This is a genomic window from Pseudoalteromonas sp. 2CM28B, from assembly GCF_023161935.1.
In genome coordinates this window covers 1-20608 of the sequence record NZ_JALNTH010000049.1, presented here as the reverse complement: position 1 = coordinate 20608, position 20608 = coordinate 1, and the positions used below count along the sequence as shown (strand labels likewise).

General features: G+C 41.2%; 16 protein-coding genes. 1 reads left to right on the top strand and 15 read right to left on the bottom strand.

The genetic code is table 11. The features are described from left to right. Positions 1-9 precede the first annotated feature (9 nt). The 10 genes from ccoG to MTN96_RS32835 form a co-directional block, all read right to left on the bottom strand. Positions 10-1392, bottom strand: a complete 1383-nt coding sequence (gene ccoG / locus MTN96_RS32880; protein ID WP_055255318.1) for a cytochrome c oxidase accessory protein CcoG — start codon at positions 1390-1392, stop codon at positions 10-12. A gap of 144 nt (positions 1393-1536) precedes the next feature. Then, a complete protein-coding gene (locus MTN96_RS32875; protein WP_024032193.1) occupies positions 1537-2955 on the bottom strand; it encodes a sigma-54-dependent Fis family transcriptional regulator in 1419 nt (472 codons plus the stop codon). A gap of 57 nt (positions 2956-3012) precedes the next feature. Then, entirely contained in the window at positions 3013-4332 is a 1320-nt protein-coding gene (locus tag MTN96_RS32870) for an AarF/ABC1/UbiB kinase family protein (protein ID WP_248534240.1), read from the bottom strand. Positions 4333-4447: 115 nt separating this feature from the next. Next, entirely contained in the window at positions 4448-5005 is a 558-nt protein-coding gene (locus MTN96_RS32865) for a DUF1439 domain-containing protein (protein WP_004587241.1), read from the bottom strand. Between the two features lie 93 nt (positions 5006-5098). Continuing rightward, complete coding sequence (locus MTN96_RS32860; protein WP_248534238.1) at positions 5099-7780, bottom strand: DUF349 domain-containing protein; 2682 nt, start codon at positions 7778-7780, stop codon at positions 5099-5101. Beyond that, positions 7770-8051 carry a YeaC family protein gene (locus MTN96_RS32855; RefSeq protein WP_004587239.1) on the bottom strand — a complete coding sequence of 94 codons (282 nt, stop codon included), beginning with the start codon at positions 8049-8051 and terminating at the stop codon, positions 7770-7772. Before MTN96_RS32855 ends, MTN96_RS32860 begins: the two co-directional genes overlap by 11 nt. A 1-nt stretch (position 8052) precedes the next feature. After that, positions 8053-8379 (bottom strand): hypothetical protein, encoded by a 327-nt coding sequence (locus MTN96_RS32850; protein ID WP_004587238.1) that lies wholly within the window; start codon positions 8377-8379, stop codon positions 8053-8055. A 59-nt stretch (positions 8380-8438) separates the two neighbouring features. Then, positions 8439-10106: a sodium:alanine symporter family protein gene (locus MTN96_RS32845; protein WP_004587237.1), complete on the bottom strand. Its 1668-nt coding sequence runs from the start codon at positions 10104-10106 to the stop codon at positions 8439-8441. A 158-nt stretch (positions 10107-10264) separates the two neighbouring features. Further along, entirely contained in the window at positions 10265-11392 is a 1128-nt protein-coding gene (locus tag MTN96_RS32840; RefSeq protein WP_004587236.1) for a M14-type cytosolic carboxypeptidase, read from the bottom strand. Between the two features lie 316 nt (positions 11393-11708). Next, positions 11709-13151, bottom strand: a complete 1443-nt coding sequence (locus MTN96_RS32835; RefSeq protein ID WP_004587235.1) for a glyceraldehyde-3-phosphate dehydrogenase — start codon at positions 13149-13151, stop codon at positions 11709-11711. Between the two features lie 174 nt (positions 13152-13325). On the opposite strand from MTN96_RS32835, the gene MTN96_RS32830 reads away from it, so the two are divergent. Further along, positions 13326-14126 carry a DUF2989 domain-containing protein gene (locus MTN96_RS32830; RefSeq protein WP_004587234.1) on the top strand — a complete coding sequence of 267 codons (801 nt, stop codon included), beginning with the start codon at positions 13326-13328 and terminating at the stop codon, positions 14124-14126. A gap of 88 nt (positions 14127-14214) precedes the next feature. Here the strand turns inward: MTN96_RS32830 and ihfA are convergent, their stop codons facing one another. The 5 genes from ihfA to MTN96_RS32805 form a co-directional block, all read right to left on the bottom strand. Further along, positions 14215-14514 (bottom strand): integration host factor subunit alpha, encoded by a 300-nt coding sequence (gene ihfA / locus MTN96_RS32825; RefSeq protein WP_002960690.1) that lies wholly within the window; start codon positions 14512-14514, stop codon positions 14215-14217. A gap of 2 nt (positions 14515-14516) precedes the next feature. Beyond that, a complete protein-coding gene (pheT, locus tag MTN96_RS32820; protein ID WP_004587233.1) occupies positions 14517-16904 on the bottom strand; it encodes a phenylalanine--tRNA ligase subunit beta in 2388 nt (795 codons plus the stop codon). Between the two features lie 15 nt (positions 16905-16919). Then, positions 16920-17900, bottom strand: a complete 981-nt coding sequence (gene pheS, locus MTN96_RS32815) for a phenylalanine--tRNA ligase subunit alpha (protein ID WP_004587232.1) — start codon at positions 17898-17900, stop codon at positions 16920-16922. Between the two features lie 82 nt (positions 17901-17982). Continuing rightward, positions 17983-18693, bottom strand: coding sequence for a DnaA regulatory inactivator Hda (gene hda, locus MTN96_RS32810; protein WP_004587231.1), 711 nt, complete (start codon positions 18691-18693; stop codon positions 17983-17985). Continuing rightward, on the bottom strand, positions 18693-19748 hold the full coding sequence (locus MTN96_RS32805) for a DUF2066 domain-containing protein (protein ID WP_055255312.1): 1056 nt from the start codon (positions 19746-19748) through the stop codon (positions 18693-18695). The genes hda and MTN96_RS32805 overlap by 1 nt, the downstream gene beginning before the upstream one ends. Between the last annotated feature and the right edge of the window lie 860 nt (positions 19749-20608).

Genomic DNA, 20608 nt, shown 5'->3' with positions numbered 1-20608 from the left:
AAGCCATTGCTAGTTTTTATAAAACTGGCTTGTTTTAGTAATCGCTATGTCAGGGTTTTCTAAGGCGGTAATCACAAAGCTAACTGGGGTCACTTTTGTTGCTATGTCGTAGCCATCGGCGGTGACTGTAACCGGAATTTTTTTCATCACTCCTGGCAATACCAAAATAGAGCTTGGCGCACTAAGTGTGGCCACAGGTAGGCCTTCAATGGCTACGCCGTAGTGCAATGGCTGCTGGGTTTTATTGATGATAGTGAGTGTGTATGGGTTTTCTACCAAGCCTTCATAATTTACACGGTATAATGCGTTTCTGTCACGCAGTACCGATGCCTCTATTGGCGTACGTTGCAATACCCACGCAATCATAGAAATAAGTAATACCCCTGTTAATACACCATACCCCACTAATTTAAGCCTAAATGGATTGGTTTTTTTACCTTCTAGCTGTTTTTCGCTGGCGTATTTAATTAACCCTTTTTGATAGCCAAATTTATCCATAGTGTCGTCACAGGCATCAATACATAAGCCACAATTTATACACTCGTATTGCAAACCGTTACGAATATCTATGCCCGCGGGGCATACCTCTACACATAAATTACAATCAACGCAGTCGCCTAAATTAAGGGCTTTAGGATCAGCTTTGCGTTTGCGAGGGCCTCGGTTTTCACCGCGCTTTGCATCGTAGCTCACTACCAATGTATCTTTATCAAACATCACCGATTGAAAGCGAGAATACGGACACGCCACGTTACACATTTTTTCGCGTAAAAAGCCAGCATTTCCATAAGTACAAAATGCAAATAAAAACACCCAAAAGCTGGTAATGCCCGACCACTGTAAGGTAAACATTTCAAGGTATAAACTTTTAGCGGGTATAAAATACGCCATAAACGACGTTGCAGTAAGCAGCGATATAACAAGCCACGCAGCATGTTTTGTTATTTTTTTACGCCACTTTAATGCACTCCATGGCGATTTATCTAACTTTATACGCTGATTACGAGTACCTTCTATACGTTGCTCAACCCAACTAAACATTAACATCCAGATTGTTTGGGGGCAGGTATAACCACACCACACTCGGCCAAGCCAATTCGTGACAAAAAACAAAGCAAACGCGCCTACCATAAATAGCAGCGCTAAAATCATAAAGTCTTGCGGCAGTAAGGTTAAACCAAAAATAGTAAACTTTTGCGTGGCTACATCAAGTAGCACGGCTTGCTCACCTTTGTATTGAATCCAAGGAATGGCAATAAACATAAGCATAAGTAACCAACCAAGGTTACGGCGTATTTGTTGGTAAAAGCCTTTTTGCTCACGAATATAAATAGGCCCTGGTGTGTTATAGGGCTTGATGATCATATCTTCTTCTTTAATATCAAACTTCATAGTAGCTACTTAATAGTGACGGTATTAATGCTACTTTTGCAACTTTCAGACCAAGCTGAAAGCTTAACTAACTAATTGATATTAAATAAATTTATAAATTACCGGAAAAATCAATCCGCGATATTTAACGAATAGCGCGATATATCACGTATTTTTGCTTATTCCTAGTTTACGCATTTTTGAGCGCAAAGTACTCTCGGGCAAACCTAATTTGCAAGCAGCGCCTTTATCGCCAGATATTTGCCACTGTGACAATTCAAGCACCGCAATAATGTGCTGTTTTTGCGCCTCTGCAAGCGTAAGTGATGTATTTACAGCTGTGCTTGCATCGCCATGCAATGGCTGACTCAGTTTAAGGACAGTATGTTTAGTTAAAATAGCTTCGCGCTCTAGTACGTTTTGTAACTCGCGAATATTACCAGGCCAATCATAAGCTTGTAGTTGGCTAATTGCTTTTTTACTCACCCCTTTTATTTGCTTTGCTAAGCGTTTATTTAGTTGAGTAATTAAATTGGTGCATAAATAAGGAATGTCTTCTTTGCGCTCTTTAAGCGCTGGCACTTTAATAGGAAACACATTAAGGCGGTAATATAAATCAATTCGAAAGGTGCCCTTTTGCACCATTTGCCATAAGTCGCGATTGGTTGCTGCCAATACTCTAATATTTACCTTAAGCGTAGTACTACCGCCAACCCGTTCAAACTCTTGCTCTTGTAATACCCGTAGCAATTTACTTTGCGCTTCTAATGGCAGCTCAGCAACTTCGTCTAAAAACAGTGTGCCTTTGTCGGCCAGTTCAAAGCGGCCTTTACGTCGCTCGTTTGCACCGGTAAACGCACCGCGCTCGTGGCCAAATAATTCAGACTCTAACAAGCTTGGCGTAAACGCTGCGCAGTTCACTTTTATAAAAGCTTGATTACTGCGTTTACTTAACCGGTGTAAGTTACGCGCCACCAGCTCTTTGCCAGTCCCATTTTCACCTAAAATTAATACTGTGCTGTCGGTTTCGCTAACGAGTTTAATTTGCGCCAACATAGCTTGAAAAACATGGCTCTGACCAACTAAACCTGAGTCTTGCCAGTCTTCGTTAAGCTCTGCAATTAGGTAGTTATTTTCATCTTGCAGCTGCTCACTTAAATGCTTAACTTGCTCAAGCGCTTGCTTAAGTTCGTTTTGGGTTTGCTGCTGCGCCGATATATCGCGAAATACCGCGACCGCACCAATTAACTCACCTTGCCTGTAAACGGGGGTTGATGTGTATTCTACTGCAAACGAGGTGCCGTCTTTGCGCCAAAATACTTCGTTTTTAACCTCGCGGCGTTTGCCATCAAACATGGTGCAATATATTTGGCATTCATCGGCTGGATAAGGAGAGCCGTCGGCGTGGCTGTGATGATGATACTGGTGTATTTTTTTGCCCAACAATTCTTGGGCTTTCCAGCCTGTCATACGTTCAGCGGCTGGGTTAACAAACACCGCATTGCCCGATAAATCAAAGCCGTAAATGCCCTCTCCTACCGCATTAAGTAAAAGTTTGGGGTCATTTAAAAATTGTTTTATCATTGCATCATCCTCGCGAAATATCACGATTATTATGCCATAAAGTGACGCGCTAAACAGTTAAATAAAGTGGCCTTTAATATAAGGCTTAAATAAAGCGTTAATATCTATTTTTGCATTTAACTTTGCCGCAATTAAATAAAGCCCAGCGAGCTTACGATGTATAAACAACGCATCAACGGGCGGTGTATGCCATTGCTGCGACTGTGCGCTCAGCTCTAGCCCTGCATTTTTAATATTTGTTGCTAAGGGACTGTTTTTAAAATCAAACTCGCCAGTGGTTCTTAGCGGCTCACACGCCATTAGAAACAAATCAATAACATGACTTTTGTAAGAATCTAGTAGGGTATCTTTAAAATAACCTATTTCTCGTGCTGCGCTTAACACGCCCGCCCTATTGTTTTCAGTGCCTGCAATAAATAGTGACAGGTAAGCCTTGCTCAACTTACTCGAGATCTCTCGGGTTGCCCCAAAGTCAAATAACACAATTTGCTTACTCTGAGTCTGATAATGAAAATTAGCAAAGTTAGGATCGGTTTGAATTAGCTTAAACTCAAACATTTCTTTAAAAAATAAATCTATGAGCCTAGCTGCAATGTTATTTTGCTCACCTTGAGGTAAATTGCTAAGCGCTTCTATAGGCGTTGCTTGCACATACTCCATTGCCAAAATACGTTTAGTGTTGTGAACACCATATACTTTAGGCACTTTAAAATTAACGTGCTGGCTTAGCAACTCACCGTATCTTTTAAGGTAGTGTGCCTCGCGTTCATAATCAGCCTCGGCAAGTAGCTGCGCTTTAGCCTCATTTATGAGTGGCTGTATATCAAGCTCTTTAGGGATTAACCGCGCAATGTTTAATAGTGCAATAACATTGTCTACATCGCTATGTACACTTTGCGCTATACCTGGGTATTGAATTTTTACCGCCAGCTTTTCACCATTTTCTTGATAAGCTAAGTGCACTTGGCCAATAGACGCCGCTGCAAATGGCCTAAGTTCAATATGCGAAAAACGATTAAGCCAGTCTTCACCCCATTCACTTTTAAGTACCTTAACTAATTGATTGTGCGGCATTGGGTTTGCATCAGCGCGAAGCAATGCGAGTAATTGAGTAAGTTCAGGACTTAATAGCTCGCCAGCATCCATAGACAGTAATTGCCCTAGTTTCATGGCAGCACCACGAAGGTGTGCTAGCTGAACAGCTAGTTTTTCTATGTTTTTAGGTTGTAAGAGTAAAGCTTTATTATTCCAACCATTACCCGAGAGCGCACTTTTAGTGCCATCTATAAGCATGTTGGTTGCAACACCACCGGCTAAGGAGCCAAGCTTTGCAAATCGAGAGAGTCTTGAGGTAGGTATGCTGCGCGAAGCTGCCATTATAAAAACCTAATTAGCCTGAGAAACAGGCTAATTAATACGTACATATTACTGGGCTCGATCTAATTAACCAAACGTTTGGGTAATAAAACTATCGCAAGCAGTGTGCTGTACATTAAAGGCGCGGTACTAATTTAATTGCCCCTTCAACCACTTTCATATCAAGGGGTAATTTGCTTAGCAGCATCATTTTAGGGTCGTCCATATTTAACGTATAAACAGGGTTGAGGGCTAAAAAAGCATTAATTACTTCCATCGCTTCATTATCAAGCGCCGCTAAATTACCTTTAAAGCCACCTGCATCCACACTCGAATCTAGTAGTTTAACATTGCGTAAAAACACGGCTTTTTTTTCACTGTCATAAAACGGGCTGCCTTCAATTTGCAGCTTTAAGCGTACTGGGTATTTTAGTGCAAATGCATTTATTTCTGCACTGGAGTCTGCACCAAGTACTACTACATCACGGTTATCTGGACCAATATTTACACTTAAATCGTTTACATCAAACTGCACTGGCAGCCCCATTAAGCTCACCTTTTCGCTTAACTTAGGCAACTGTTTACCTAGCACACTTTCTACTTCTGAGCTGGTAAATGAGTAAACAGACACGCCTTGTGTAGAATTACATGCGCTTAAAAATAGTGTGGTTAAAAACAGTAATAAAATTCTCATGCTAACCTTTATCCTCGTTGTAATTATAAAAAAGCCGCTTAAACAGCGGCTTTTATTATGCAATACCTGTAGTTCATACAAGTTAATTACATATTATGCTGTAAAAATAGCTTTAATTTTAGCTAGTGTGTCAGGCTCAACTGAACCCTTACTGAGCGCTAATAGCTGCTTTAAATAATAGTTTAAGTCAGCATGCTCACCACGGTGTTTATCATCAAGCATGGCTACTTGCTCTGCCATTCTAAGCGCTGCATTTTGCGAGCTTACATTGGCAAGAATTTCCATTCTTGTAATAAGCTGTTCACTACTAAGCGACGTCGCTAACGGAGCTTGAAATTGGCTTGGCACTACATCGTTGTTTTCAAGTGCAGTGATCAGCGCTTCAAATTGCGCATGCTGCGCTTGGCTTGTAAGTAAAGCTAGCTTTTCGTCAATAGCACTTAATAATGCTGCCACTTTTGACGCAAGCGATTTATATTGTGCGTAGCCTTTTACTTTGGTTTCTAGGTCATGCAATTGGGCTTTTTGATTAACTTGCTCAAGGGCACTTTCTAGCTCAGCCAGTTCTATTGCAGCTTGTTTATCTGTTTCGTTTTGAGCCAGCTTTTGCTGCTCAAACTCACTGCTACGTTTGCTAAAGGTTTCATCGTTATACTGGCGAAACTTTTGCCACAGCGCATTTTCGGCTTTTAAACCTGCAAAACCTATACTTTGCCATTGCTGTTGTAATTGCTTTAACTCTTGGCATGCTGCAGCTAAATCTTCACTTTGCGAAAGCGCTGAGGCGCGCTCCACTAAGGCATTTTTTTGTGCTGCGTTACCTTTATGGTATGCATTTAATATAGCAAGTACGCTCTGCTGCTGTGTTTTAAAGCTTTCGTTTAATACGCGGTATGTTTTAGGGTCAACTTTACCCACGCTACGCCACGCTTTATTTAAACGGTTGTATTGGCTTTCAAACTGCTTCCAATCAAAGCTTTCAATAGCGGTGTCTTGCTCGCTTAGTGCTTGCATATCGTTTATCAGTACTTCACGCTGGGCTTTTGCAGCTTCGCGCGCCACTTCTTGCTCGGCAAAGTAACTACGACACGGTGCAAACAACAGCTCTATGTTGCTATCAAACTGCTCACCTTGTTGCTTTTCTTGCTCTGTATCTAAACGGCCAAGCTCGTTCCAACGCTTACGAAACGTTTTAACTTGCTCAGCGCGATGTTGTGGGTCGTCACACGGTTGGTCGACTAACCCTGCTACTTCTTCAAGTAAGGCTTCGCGTTTTGGCGCGGCTGCGTATTTTTGCCAATCTTTTGCTTCTGCAAGTTGTGCTTCTAAATCGGCTTTTAAGTTTACTAGTGGCTGCTGAAATTGCGGTGTTAACTTATCAAACAACTCTTCAAAGCCTTTAAATACACCAAAAGCAACATTAAAGCGGCCTTGCTCAATAAGGCGTTTTACATCGCGTGCTTTACGTTTGGCTGTACTTTGGTTTTTTTCAAGCGGTTTTGTCAGCTCACTCATTTGCGCTAAAAAATGCTTTTTATGCGTATTTAATTGCGATTTAAAGTTTTGCTGCAATGCCCCATCAACCACATTTAAATGGCTACGAGTTTGTTTAAATGCGTTATTAAAACGAGTTAAAACATCATCGTAATCAGCTAGCTGCTGCGCAGGCTCAATTTCTTTAAGCTGTTCAAAAGCAATTTTATACTGTGCAATTGCGCTACTAAGCTCTGGTAGTTTAGCCACCTGATTGAATAGTTTTTCAAGCTTTGTAATAACTTGCTTAGTTTGTGCGTTATCGCCGTGTTGGGCATCGGTTAACGTTTGCTTAGCTTGCGCTACTTTAGCCTCTAACCAATCTTGCTGAATTTGCTCTGGGGTTTCTAAGCCTAATTGCAACGCGTTTTCTATTTCTTCGCTCAATGCCTCAAGTGTTGCCAGAGCTAATAATTGGCGTTGTTGCTCGGCTAAACGCTGCTGTTGTTGCTCGTGCTGAGCTTTTAACGTAGCAATATGCGCATCGAGTTTATCAGTAATGCTGATGTATTTTTTATCTAGCTCTTTAACGTGCTCTTCGCTTAACCATTTAAGTTCAAGTGCTTGCCACTGCGCCATTAATTCGCCGGCTTGTGGGTTTACTATGGCGTAATCGTTTTTATCTCGCAGGGCGTTTAGCTTAGCTAAAATAACGCGTGTTGCGCTCTCTACCTGAGCGGGCATTTCAATCGCTAAGCGTTCGTTTTCAATGTGTTGCTCAAGCTGCTGCTTAGCATCGCCTTTAGCGTGCTTTACTAATGGCTTAATAAGTTGATGCGTTATAACAAGCTCTACAAGTTGGCTTTGAAGCTCTTCGCTGCCCTCTTTAAACGCTTTTTCAATTAATTTAGGATTAGCTAAGCGCTTTAAAAGTTTAACGCGTACTTGTAGTTCTTTCTCTGCAAAGGCGAGTTTTTCTAGTGTTTTAACCGGTGCAAAACGGTCTATATACTCACTTTTAATTTGCGTGCTCAGTGCACTTTCGTTGTTTAACACTGCGTTTGAAATTTGTATTTCGGCTACATCTTTTAGCGCGTGATCTTGTTTATAGGCTTTCCACCACAGTGGTAAGTTATTTACTTTTTGTAATGCTTTGCGGCGTATTTCGGCTGAATTATCTTCCAGCGCTAATGTGCTTAAAATTGATGCGTCGCGCTCTACATCAAGTTTTTCAATTGCGTCTAGACGAACTTGCTGCTTTGGGTGTTTCCACTTAGGTGTAAAAAGGTGTTTAAAGATCATGTTCACTAAACCTAGCTATTTCGTTTTCTGATTTAAATTCTTTTTGTAGTTGTGCTTTTGTCTTTTGGATCATTTCGCCATTAGCGCCAATGGTAAATTGCTCGTTTGATTGCGCTATTTTAGCTTGGTAAAGCATAACAAGTTGCACCGTTTGTTGCTTTTGCTCATCAGAGAGCGGCGTGCCATCGGGCCATTTACCGGTTGAAGCACCGTACTGTAAACGCTCAAATAATTCTGGGGTTATATTTTGTACAAGGTTGTCAATATTCATGTCATCTTTTCTTTTTTAGAGTCACTAAAATAACGCGGTTTACTAAGTACCAAATACAGCCAACACCAATCGCTACTGTATACGCGTACCATTGCAGGGTTTCTTTTGCGGGTTGTAAAAAGTATAAGCAAAAAAAGCCACCTAAAAATAGTATGAGCGCCAAGAAAGAATGGTTCATAAACATTTGCTGTTTTTTAATTCGCTGTTCGCGCTGAAGCTGTTGTACCTGCTCAGAGTTAAGCGCGCCAATGTTACTATTGCAATGCGGACACTGCTGATGTTTATCTGAAATTGATTTTGCACATTTGGGGCAATGAATAATCGCCATACTACTCTCCATACTACGCATAAAAAAAGCGCCTTGCGGCGCCTTTTATTGTACTTGTTTTATTGCTCGTTGTCTTTTTTGAATTTAACCCAGTAGTCATCTACGGATTGTTTCATTTCTTTGCGCAATAACATAATGCCAAATAAGTTAGGCAAGGTCATAACGACAATTGCAACGGCTGCTAATTTCCATACTAAAGTGGTATCGGCAAACGAAGCCCAAAAGAACGCAGCAACATAAAATACGCGATACGGCATAACTGAGCGATTACCAAGTAAGTAAATCATGGCACGGTCGCCGTAGTACGACCACGCAATGGCAGTAGAAAACGCGAATAGCAATAAGCCTATCGATACTATGTACTGGCCGCTATCACCAAAAAAGCCTCGGGTAAACGCTTTAGTTGTCAGCTCTGCTGAGTGCACTAACGATTTACCTATTAAACTAATGCTGTCGTCGGTTGGCATGCCGTTTTTAACTTCAACAATACCTGTGTACTTATGTTTGTCGGTAATACCAAAACGTATGTCTTCACCAATTGAGCGTGAATGTAATACGGTAAAGCCATTACTTGTTGGTTCGCCATTAACTACATCAATGTTGCCGTTGAATAGCTCTACCTTGCTATCGTTACCGTTTAGGTAATTGTATAGCTCTTGGCGCTGCGCTTCGTTGGTTTCTGAGTAGTCACCTTTAATAATGCTCATTGACGATCGTTCAAAATGTGTTTCGAATTTTTCATTCCACACACCCGACGATAAAATAACTAAGCCTGTTAATGTACAAATAATAATGGTATCGATAAACGGCTCTAAAATTGACACCATGCCTTCAGACACAGGTTCATCAGCTTTTGCCGATGCGTGGGCAATGGGTGCAGAACCTTGACCGGCCTCATTTGAGAACAAGCCACGGTTAACACCTCTGTTAAATGCATACGCAAAAGAGGCACCTAAAAAGCCACCGGCTGCAGCAGAGCCTGTAAATGCATCAACAAATATTGACGCAAACGAAGGACCGATGTTTTCAATGTTATAAAAAATAACACCTAACGCACCTATGATATAAATCACGGCCATTATGGGCACAACACGTGATGTAATAGCAGCAATACGACGAATACCACCTAAAATAACCAATGCAAGTAAAATAGATAACACAGCACCGGTTGCCATAGGTGCAAAGCCAAATGTGGCTTCCATACCCTGCGCTATGTTGTTAATTTGTGGCAAACTGCCCGTACCAAAAGAGCTAATTACAGTGGCAACGGCAAATAAAATAGCAAGCCACTTCATGTTTAGGCGTTTATCCATGTAATACATAGGGCCACCGGCCATGGTACCATCTTGGGTTTTTTCACGGTATTTATGTGAAAGTGTAACTTCTACAAATTTGGTAGTCATACCAAAAAATGCCGTCATCCACATCCAAAATAATGCCGCGGGGCCACCAATAGAAATAGCCAAGGCTACCCCACCAATGTTACCTGTACCTACCGTACCAGAGAGCGCAGTAGCCAGTGCTTGAAAATGAGTTGTGTCACCCTCGGTGCCTTTTTTATCAAATTTACCTGTAACTACTTTACACGCATGTTTGAAATAACGAATTTGTGGGAACTTTAAATAAATAGTAAAAAATAGACCGACTCCTAGCAGCACATAGGGAAACCAAACTGCGCCCCCTAACATGCCATCTAGGCTATCTAAAAGTTGTCCGAATGCATCCACGCTAAATACCTCTTATTATTTTATTTGAGACTGTTGATTGTTTATTACTTACTCAGAGCTAGGTAATACGATAACTAAGCTATTGCGCACTTTTATTATTTGTTAATTTTGTAATAAAAAAGGGCAACATTTTAATGTTGCCCTTACCTTATACTAATTTATCTTAATTTATCAACGACATTTACGATTGCCGCTAAAGTATCTTGACCAAATTGATACGAGCGGCGGTCTGACCAGCCGTAATCTGGGTCTGGTAAGTCGTTATTGTCTTTAAAAGGCATCTCAATTGTGTAAGTAAGTGCTTTAAATTCTTCTGCCGTTGCAGATGAGCCAACTGTTAAATTAGCTTTGCCCGGCTCGTCTTTATCGTAACCGTGCTCATCTTGAAACTCTGGCGTTATAGTAAGTAGCGCAGCTTTAAAGCTATCTTCTAAGTCTTTTAAGCGGTCATCGTAGCTTGGAATACCTTCACTGCCTGCCACAAAGTTATAAGGAATAGCTTCATCACCGTGTATATCTAAATGCATATCGAGGCCAGTTTCGCGCATTTTATTCAGTACTAAATACACTTCTGGGCTATTTTCCATGCTAGGCGTTTGCCATTCACGGTTTAAGTTAACGCCTTTTGCGTTAGTACGAAGGTGACCACGTACGCTGCCATCTGGGTTCATGTTTGGTACTACATAAAATACAGCTTTTGATAAAAGAGCAGCGGCATGCGGGTCTTCATCATCTAGTAGTTTGTGTAATAGCCCTTCTACAAACCATTCTGCCATAGTTTCGCCTGGGTGTTGGCGCGCTGTGATCCAGATTGTTTTTTTATCTTCACTAGGCTGACCAATTTTAAGCACGCTCATATCACGGCCATCAAGTGTTTCACCTAAAGTTTGTAATTGGCAAAGCTCTTCGCTTTGCGCCCAGGCTAATAAATCTAAATGACGGTCGTAGCTATATGGCGCAAAGTAAGCAAAATATACACTGGGGCATTCAGGCTCTAGTTCAAAGGTAAGCGTGCCATTTTCGTAATTTGAAGGCACACGGAACCATGTTTGACGGTCGTATGAGGCAACAGCTTGGTAGCCTTCCCATCCATCTGGGTAGGCAGAGTTTTCTAAATTATTAATGTTTAACTTATGCAGTTGATAAGGCGTTGTTTCTAGACGAAAGTGAAACCACTGGTAAAATTCAGACTGGTGATCGTTGTTTATCTCTAATTGAATATTTAACGGATCGTTGGCTTCGATAACCTTTATGTTACCACTATCAAAATTGCTGCTGATTTTCATGAAAAAACCTTAAGGTAGAATAAGTTTATCCGCTTTGTTAGGCACGTTGATATTTTGGATTAAATTGACTCTATTTTTGGTCACTAAATTACAAAAAAGAGCGGCCTAAAAGTGCAGAACTGACACTATTTAAAACCTGTACTGTGGATAATTAAACTATCTCAAGCAGATTGCAGGTTAAATAGTAAAATGCATTATTGAATGAAATCAAATAAGCATTTCAATAATTAAAGCCTACCACACAGGGTACACTTTAAAAATATAACGCGACTAAAAAAGCCAGCAAAAAAGCTGGCTTAGTATAATTGCGTTTAAATTAGCGAGGTAAGCTTGGGAAAGCAACTTCAGCCATATCACGCATACAACGAACAACTTGGCAGCTGTAGCCAAATTCATTGTCGTACCATACGTATAAAACAACGCGGTTACCTTCAACAATTGTTGCTTGCGAGTCTACAACACCTGCGTAGCGGCTACCGACTAAATCGGTAGATACGATTTCGGTTGATGCGGTGTAATCAATTTGGTCACGCAGTTCTGAATGCAGTGCTGTTTCGCGTAAAAATGCATTTAGCTCTTCAACAGAGGTGCTGCTATTAAGGTTTAAGTTTAATATAGCAAGCGACACATTAGGTGTAGGCACACGAATCGCATTACCTGTTAGCTTACCTTCAAGCTCAGGAAGCGCTTTAGATACCGCTTTAGCTGCGCCTGTTTCGGTAATTACCATATTAAGTGCAGCAGCACGTCCACGACGCTCTGCTTTGTGGTAGTTATCAATAAGGTTTTGATCGTTTGTGTATGAGTGTACGGTTTCTACGTGGCCGTTATTAATACCAAACTTATCGTTTAATGCTTTAAGGGTTGGTGTAATCGCATTGGTAGTACAGCTTGCTGCACACACGATTTTATCTTCAGGCTTAATGTCTTGGTTATTTACACCATAAACAATGTTTTTAATGTTGCCTTTAGCCGGTGCTGTTAATAGTACTTTTGCAGCCCCTTTAGACTCTAAATGCTGACCAAGGCCTGCTTCGTCTTTCCAAATACCAGTGTTATCAACTACGAGCGCATTTTCGATACCGTAAGCGGTGTAATCAACTTCACTTGGCGAGTTAGCATAAATCACTTGGATGTAGCTGCCATTCGCTTTAATTGCATTACGCTGCGTGTCAATTGTGATTGAGCCATTAAATGGACCATGAATTGAATCGCGACGCAGTAAGCTTGCACGTTTCTCAAGGTCGCCTTCTTTACCGCCACGTACAACAATTGCGCGTAAACGTAAGTCGGCATAAGGGCCTGATTTTTCGATTAGTAAACGTGCTAACAAACGCCCTATACGACCAAAGCCATACAATACAACATCACGCGGCTCTTTGGCTGGTGAGTCTGCAATTTCGGCTAATTCGTCTTTAACAAATTCATCAACTGTGCGGCCATTAGCAGCATCGCTGTACAAATAGCTATAAGCAAGTTTACCAATATCAATACGTGCTGAGTTTAGCTCCATTTTACTAATGGCTTCTAAAAACGGAAAGCTTTCGCGTAAACGTAATTTAGTGCCTTCAAATTGCGCTACAGTTTTGTGTGATTTGATAATATCGATAGTACTGGCATTAACGAGAGGACGGCCATATACAGCGATTTCTATGCCACGGTTACGATAAAGCTTACCAATGATAGGTTGCATGCTTTCAGCGTAATCTTGGCGTTCTTGCCAACTATTTGTATATTCTAATTCGTGAGATGAGGTCATTTTATTTACCTAATTTAATCATTTTGAACGGATAGCCTTTAAAAATGCATTAGATTTTGAGAGTAATGCACTTCAGGCAGGGCTATTCTAAGTTAATCTAAAGTTATTCTCTACTGTTAGCGCACAAATGATTGCGCTAGAATAGTAATGTATATATTCATTTGAGGTTAAGGGATGGTTTTAAGAGCAAGCGCAATACTAACAATGCTAGCGTTAACAGGATGCGAAGAACCACTGACTCTCGCTCAGGTATGTAAAGAAACACCTGGCTTTTGTAGTGATTTAAATAAAGATAGCCATTGTAAAAATGAGCGCTCAGAGGTTATTTTAAAACGCTATATAGAATATAAAAAACCCACAGATGAAAACAAATACCAATTGCTTAAGGGATTTGAGTCGTATAATCAATGTATTACTTTAGCCGCAAAAATAGAACATATTAAACTAAAGTCTAAAACAACATCGCGTATTGAAGGTCAGCTTACTAGCATTAAAGAGATGACCCGACTTTATCAAGACACAAAAAACACTAACCACCCAGGTTTGCTTTACTATCATTGGTCACGTAACAATGAGCAAAGTGCGCTGACTCGTTTACTTGCAATGGAAAATGATGAAAGCGTAACCAATAGTGCAGAAATGCAGTTTTATCTAGCCTCTTATTACATTAAGTTTGACGATGAAAAAACAATTGATTTGCTATATAAAACGCTTGAGCTAAATAAACAAGGTCAACAGCCAAACCCTGAAGTGTATACCTCGTTAATCAGCTTGTTTTATAAACATGATAAATATAAGCACGCTTACATTTTTTCGAAAGTGGCGCAAAGCGCTGGCATTGAGAATATAGATTTACTACCCATTGAGCACCAACTGATGAGCGATGGTAAAAATTTAGATGCGCTCGATGCCCTTGCTCAACAAACGTATGAACAAATACAAAACGGTGAGTTTGTATCGCCGCGAGAATTTTAGGTAAGCAAAACCCCTGGCATTTAATGTGTTTTAAAACATGATGCCAGATGGTTTTTTAAATAAAAAAGGCAGCTTACGCTGCCCTTTTTTATTTTGCTTTGCTTGTGCCCACTTCTACACGGGTTTTAAGCTTTTGACCTGGTCTAAAGGTCACCACGCGGCGCGCCGAAATAGGAATGTCTTCTCCTGTTTTCGGGTTACGGCCTGGTCTTTCTTTTTTATCACGAAGATCAAAGTTACCAAATCCAGAGAGCTTAACCTGCTCGCCTTTTTCTAGCGCTGAGCGGATTTCTTCAAAAAACGCTTCAACTAAATCTTTGGCATCTTTTTTATTGATCCCGAGCTTTTCAAATAGGTGTTCAGCTATGTCGGCTTTAGTAAGCGCCATATCTAGTCCCTCAACGATGCATTAAACTTTTCGGCCAATGTGGCCACCACGTTATCAACTACCAGATTGATATCTTTCTCTTCGAGTGTTCTATCAACCGCCTGCAGTGTTAGAGCAATCGCCAAACTCTTATAATTTGGCTCAATACCTTTGCCCTTATACACATCGAATAAGTTTAGGTCAACCAATTGATTTCCGCCAACTTTTTCTATTGTGCTTAAAATATCACCTGAATTAACGCTGTCAGCCACTAAAATCGCGATGTCGCGGCGATTTGAAGGGAATTTTGAAACCCCTACAGCTTGCGGTAAATTTCTTTTTTCTATTGCAGACATTTCTATTTCAAATACAAAAGTTGCGTTATTGATATCTAACGATTTTTGCACTTGAGGATGAAGAGCACCAAAAAATCCTACCTTTTTACCTTCAACATAAATAACTGCTGATTGGCCTGGGTGTAAACCGTCTGACTGTTCTGCTTTAATTTCAAAACGGCTTGTATCGTTGGTGATTGCTAATAAGGCTTCAACATCACCTTTTAAGTCGTAAAAATCAACGTTGCGTTTTTGCTCAACCCAATGCTCGCCGTGTGCAAGGCCAGTGATCACACCGCCAATGACAGGGACTTGCTGCAGGCCATTTTCTGCACTGTCGTCGCTGATAAATTTAAGACCATGCTCAAATAAACGAATACGTGGTTGTTGACGATTTTGATTATACGCAACCGATGCTAAAAGCCCTGGCATTAAGCTTACACGCATAGCCGACATTTCAATTGAAATTGGGTGCGGCAGTATAAGCGGATTACTTTGTGGGTGTATAATAGCTTGTGCTTTAGGGTCTACAAAGCTGTACGTAATTGCTTCTTGGTAGCCACGTGTCACTAACGTATTTCGAAACTTACTTAGCGCAATTGTTGACTCGTCATGTGTAGTCATTTTTAATTTTGCGGTTGGCGCCACATTTGGAATACTGTTGTAACCATAAACACGAGCAACTTCTTCAATTAAGTCTTCTTCAATACGAATATCAAAGCGGTAGCTTGGAATATCGGCGCTCCAGCTGTCGTTTTCAAACTTAACGTCTAACCCTAAACGAGTCAGAATATCAGTCACTTTCTCATCGTCAATATGATGACCAATTACTCGGTCTAAACGCGCACGACGTAGGCGTACTTCTGTCACCTTTGGCAGTTTATCAGCAGCTACAGCTTCTACAACAGGGCCTGCTTCACCGCCAACAATATCAAGTAATAAAGCAGTTGCGCGTTCCATTGCATCGTGTTGCAGGGTAAAATCTACGCCACGCTCATAGCGGTGTGATGCATCGGTATGTAAGCCGTAACTTCGGGCTTGACCTGCAATTGCGACTGGGTTAAAAAACGCGCTTTCTAATAAAATATCAGACGTTTTTTCTGTTACACCTGATTGCTCACCGCCAAAAATACCGGCAATCGCAAGTGCTTTATTATGATCGGCTATCACAAGTGTTGATTCGTTCAGTTTTGCAGTATTGCCATCAAGCAATACTAACTCTTCGCCTGCATTGGCACTGCGAACCTTAATGCCGCCTTCAATTGCATTTAAATCAAATGCATGCATTGGGTGGCCAAGTTCTAGTAATACATAGTTAGTAACATCAACAACAGGGTCAATTGAGCGAATACCACTACGGCGAAGCTTTTCAACCATCCAAAGCGGTGTTTCTGCATCAAGGCTAATGCCTTTGATTACACGCCCTAAGTAACGCGGACACGCGTCAGAATTGACAAGTTCAATAGATACTTCATCGTCAATAGTGCCGCTAACAGCTGGAATTTGTAGCTCGTTTACATCAACGCTGTTTAATACACCTACTTCGCGTGCAAGGCCTTTTATACCCAAGCAATCACCACGGTTTGGCGTTAAGTCAACATCAATTATGTTGTCATCAAGGCCTAAGTATTCGCGCAGGTCTGTACCAATTGGCGCATCGCTTGGCAATTCCATGATGCCGTCGCCTTCTTCGCTAATACCTAGCTCAACAAAGGCACACAGCATACCGTGTGATGGCTGACCGCGTAATTTGGCTTTTTTAATTTTAAAGTCGCCCGGTAAAACAGCGCCCACTGTTGCAACAGCTACTTTAATGCCTTGGCGACAGTTTGGCGCGCCACACACAATATCAAGTAGCTCATCGCCACCTACATTGATTTTAGTCACGCGAAGTTTATCTGCATCTGGGTGCTGTGCGCATTCCACAACTTCACCAACCACTACGCCGTTAAAATCCGCTGCCGCGCTCTCAACTGCATCAACCTCAAGGCCAGCCATAGAAAGCTGTTCCGAAAGAGCTTGCGTATCAATAGCAGGATTTACCCACTCTCTTAACCACTTTTCACTAAATTTCATTTTATATTTTCACTCTTAACGGAACTGGTTTAGGAATTTTAAGTCATTTTCAAAAAATGCACGTAAGTCATTTACGCCATAGCGCAGCATGGTTAAGCGCTCTACGCCCATACCAAAAGCAAAACCGGTGTATTTTTCTGGGTCAATACCTACTGACTTAAGTACGTTAGGGTGAACCATGCCACAACCTAATACTTCAAGCCATTTACCGTCTTTACCCATAACATCTACTTCAGCTGAAGGCTCTGTAAATGGGAAGAATGAAGGACGGAAACGAATTTCCATGTCTTCTTCAAAAAAGTTACGTAAGAAGTCGTGTAAAATACCCTTAAGCTCTGTGAAGCTTACATCAGTATCAACCATTAAACCTTCTACCTGATGAAACATCGGAGTATGCGTTTGGTCGTAGTCGTTACGATATACTCGACCTGGCGAAATAATTCGCAGTGGCGGTTGCTCTGTTTCCATAGTACGAATTTGCACACCACTTGTTTGGGTACGCAGTACTAACTTAGGATTAAAATAAAAGGTATCGTGATCAGCACGCGCTGGGTGATGCTCAGGAATATTTAGCGCATCAAAGTTATGAAAATCATCTTCTACTTCTGGGCCTGATTTAACTTCAAAACCTAGCTCGCCAAAAAAGCTTTCTATACGCTCGATTGTGCGTGTTACCGGATGAAGGCCACCCGTAGGCATTACGCGCCCTGGTAAAGTTACATCAATTGTTTCAGCTGCTAGCTTTTCTTCAAGCGCTTTACTTGCTAAAAGCTCACGCTTTTCGTTAATGGCTGCTTGTACATCTTGCTTAGCTTGGTTAATTACTTGGCCTGCTTCTTTGCGTTCTTCAGGAGCAATTTTACCCAGTGTTTTAAGTAAGCTTGTGATTTCGCCTTTTTTACCAAGGTAATTAACCCTGATCTCTTCTAGTTGCGCGATTTCACTGGCACTGGCAACTGCCTCAAGTGCTTGCGCTAAAATATTTTCTAAGTTCATTCGATACCTGATCTTTCACAGAAGGTGATTACAATTTTGTTGACTAATGATAACTGAAAGCAGGGTCTAGATTCTAGACCTACTACAGCTTTAACGTTGATTTTATGAAGGGAATTGTTAATTTTCGTTGTGCGGCCATTGATGCGTGATCTAATTTGTCTAATACGTCTAATAAAGCACGCATATCACGACTCAAGCGAGTTAATAAAAAGCGCGCGCATTCATCGCTTAGTTCAAGCCCACGCATATGCGCTCGCTTAACCAGTGCTTGTGCTTTATCATCATCACTCATTGATCGAATTTGAAAGGTGGTTCCCCACTTTAGCCGAGACTCTAAGTCGGGCAAGGTGATATTAAGCATGTCAGGGAGCAAATCGGCCGTAACCACTAACATTTTTCCGGGCTCGTTAAAGCGATTAAAAAAGTTAAAAAGGGCTTTTTCCCATGCGTCATTGCCAGCGACTAAGTGCACATCATCAATACATAATACATCAAGTGCTTCTAAACCATCTAACACCATAGGGCCAAAGTCGATAACTTCACGCATAGACAACAGCATGTTTGACAAGCCACGCTCTTGGGCTTGTATGCAGGTTGCGTACAATAAGTGGGATTTGCCAGAATCGCCTAAGCCGCACAAATAAGTGTACTGAAATTTGTTGGCAAGCTTTGAGAAGCTCGCTTTAAGGTGGTTTACCTCTAAAGAGTCTTCCCCACCAAAATAAGAAGCAAATGTTTCATCATCAGGCAAGGTGACTGGTAGTGCCATTTGCATTGGCTCAGCACTTAGCATTACTCACCGACCCACTGATACTCAAGACTGTTTTTGTCTACAACATGGTAAAATGCGCGAGGGTCAACATAATCTCTAAAGGCACTATCAAGACCAAGGCCTTTTTTAAGATCGCCCACACTGCCAGTGTGGTTAAGCTTAAACTCAACAAATTCTGGGGTTTTGCGCATTATGGTTGCTTGCGTCACTACACTCAAACTTTGTAGACGACGCTTTGCAAGTTCAATATCGACAAAGCTTTGAGTACCTTTTAAGGTGAGCGTAGCCGCAGCCTGTTCATAATACGCGTTAGGGTCGATAGCGTATTCATTGGCTAATCCCAACGCTAAGCTGTCTATCATCTGGCCTACTATTTGCTGTTTATCACCTTCAAGACGGTTTGAATCGAATAAATCGTCATTAGTAAAACGCCAGTCTAAAATCCAGGTTTCGCTGTCGGGCTCTTGATACATTCTTGCTGTAATGCTTCGCTCTGCACTATAACGGCGCGACGCCTCTTCAACAGGCTCTGAAAAATTACCCCATACTTCAGGAATGCCAACCAAACGTCTGTCTTGTAAATCTAATAGCGGCACTACAACGGGTAAACCACGTCGACCGGCTTTGTCATATATAAGCTGCTCTAACTGAGGATAGCTTTCTTGCGTAACAAGCTCTCTACGCCAGTTATCTTCAATACCTAACCAAATAGCAACTAATGGGCGCTGGACGCCCCAAAGAGGTAAATTTAATTCTTTAATTAATTCATTTATTTTACGCGCTTCAAATTTAACAACTAGATTAAGCTGTCCATTTGCTTTTTCGTCGTATTCAAACTTGAGCATGTAATCAGAAATGTTTTTGGTGCGTTGCTGAGCAAGCCTATTTTGATCAGCAGATTCATCCCCGCTTACCTTTACTAATACATTGAGTAATGCTTTGCGGCTAGCGGCTAAACGCGTGTCTCGACTTTTATCATCGACTTTTAATATATCTTGATACAGATCAGTTACTTCAACTGCCGACACAGAGAAACAAAATATAAATGATATGGCACTAATTAATAATCTATACACTGGCTATTAGTTCTTGGTTTTAAACTATTTTGATCCTAAATCAAAGCCAGTAACAAAGCAAAATTATATTTGTAATCTAGCTATGTTGAATAAATATTGTTTATCTTAAAGCTTAAAACAGAAACAAACTGCTACTTAGCTATATGTAAAATGGGTTGTTATTGGTGAGGCGATTAAACAGCACACACAATAAACTTTAAAATGCATATTATGGTTATGTAGTGTGCTTTATCCGCGAGTTTCGTTATAGCCAGCCCACGCTACGGTGCACGCTACGGTGTTGGTGGAGGCTTTGTGAATAATGTTTGGTAAAGCAACTCGTGAAATAAGAACACTATAATAATTATCGATGATTTTTAGCGTCGGGAGTCGCTTCACTCGCCCGACCTACATGATAGGTTTAAAAGTGAATGCATTAAGTGTGCGGACTATGGTTCGCATATATAAAAACACTATATTTACCATACAAAGATGTGTGGCGAGCCTTATCCGCGGGTTTCGTGATATTCAACCCACGCTACGGAGCGTGGTGGAGACTGTGCGAATAATATCTGAAATGTATTTTTACTTTTCTGCAGACGTAAAAAAGCCCGGCTCTTTCGAGTCGGGCTTTCTTGTATTGGGAGCTTGGTGATGTCGTGGTGCCCACAGCGGTAGAGAGTCACATAGCAAATGGGTCATTATCATTGTGTCGGGTCGGCCTTCCGTGGGGCTCGCCTTCGAGCTGTTTTACTTCTCTGGTGAGTTAGCCATGGGTCTGGCTATTTATTAAATCCCAGACAGAAAAAACCCGTTACATCGCTGTAACGGGTTTCTCTTATTTGGAGCCTGGCAATGTCCTACTTTCACATAGCAAATGC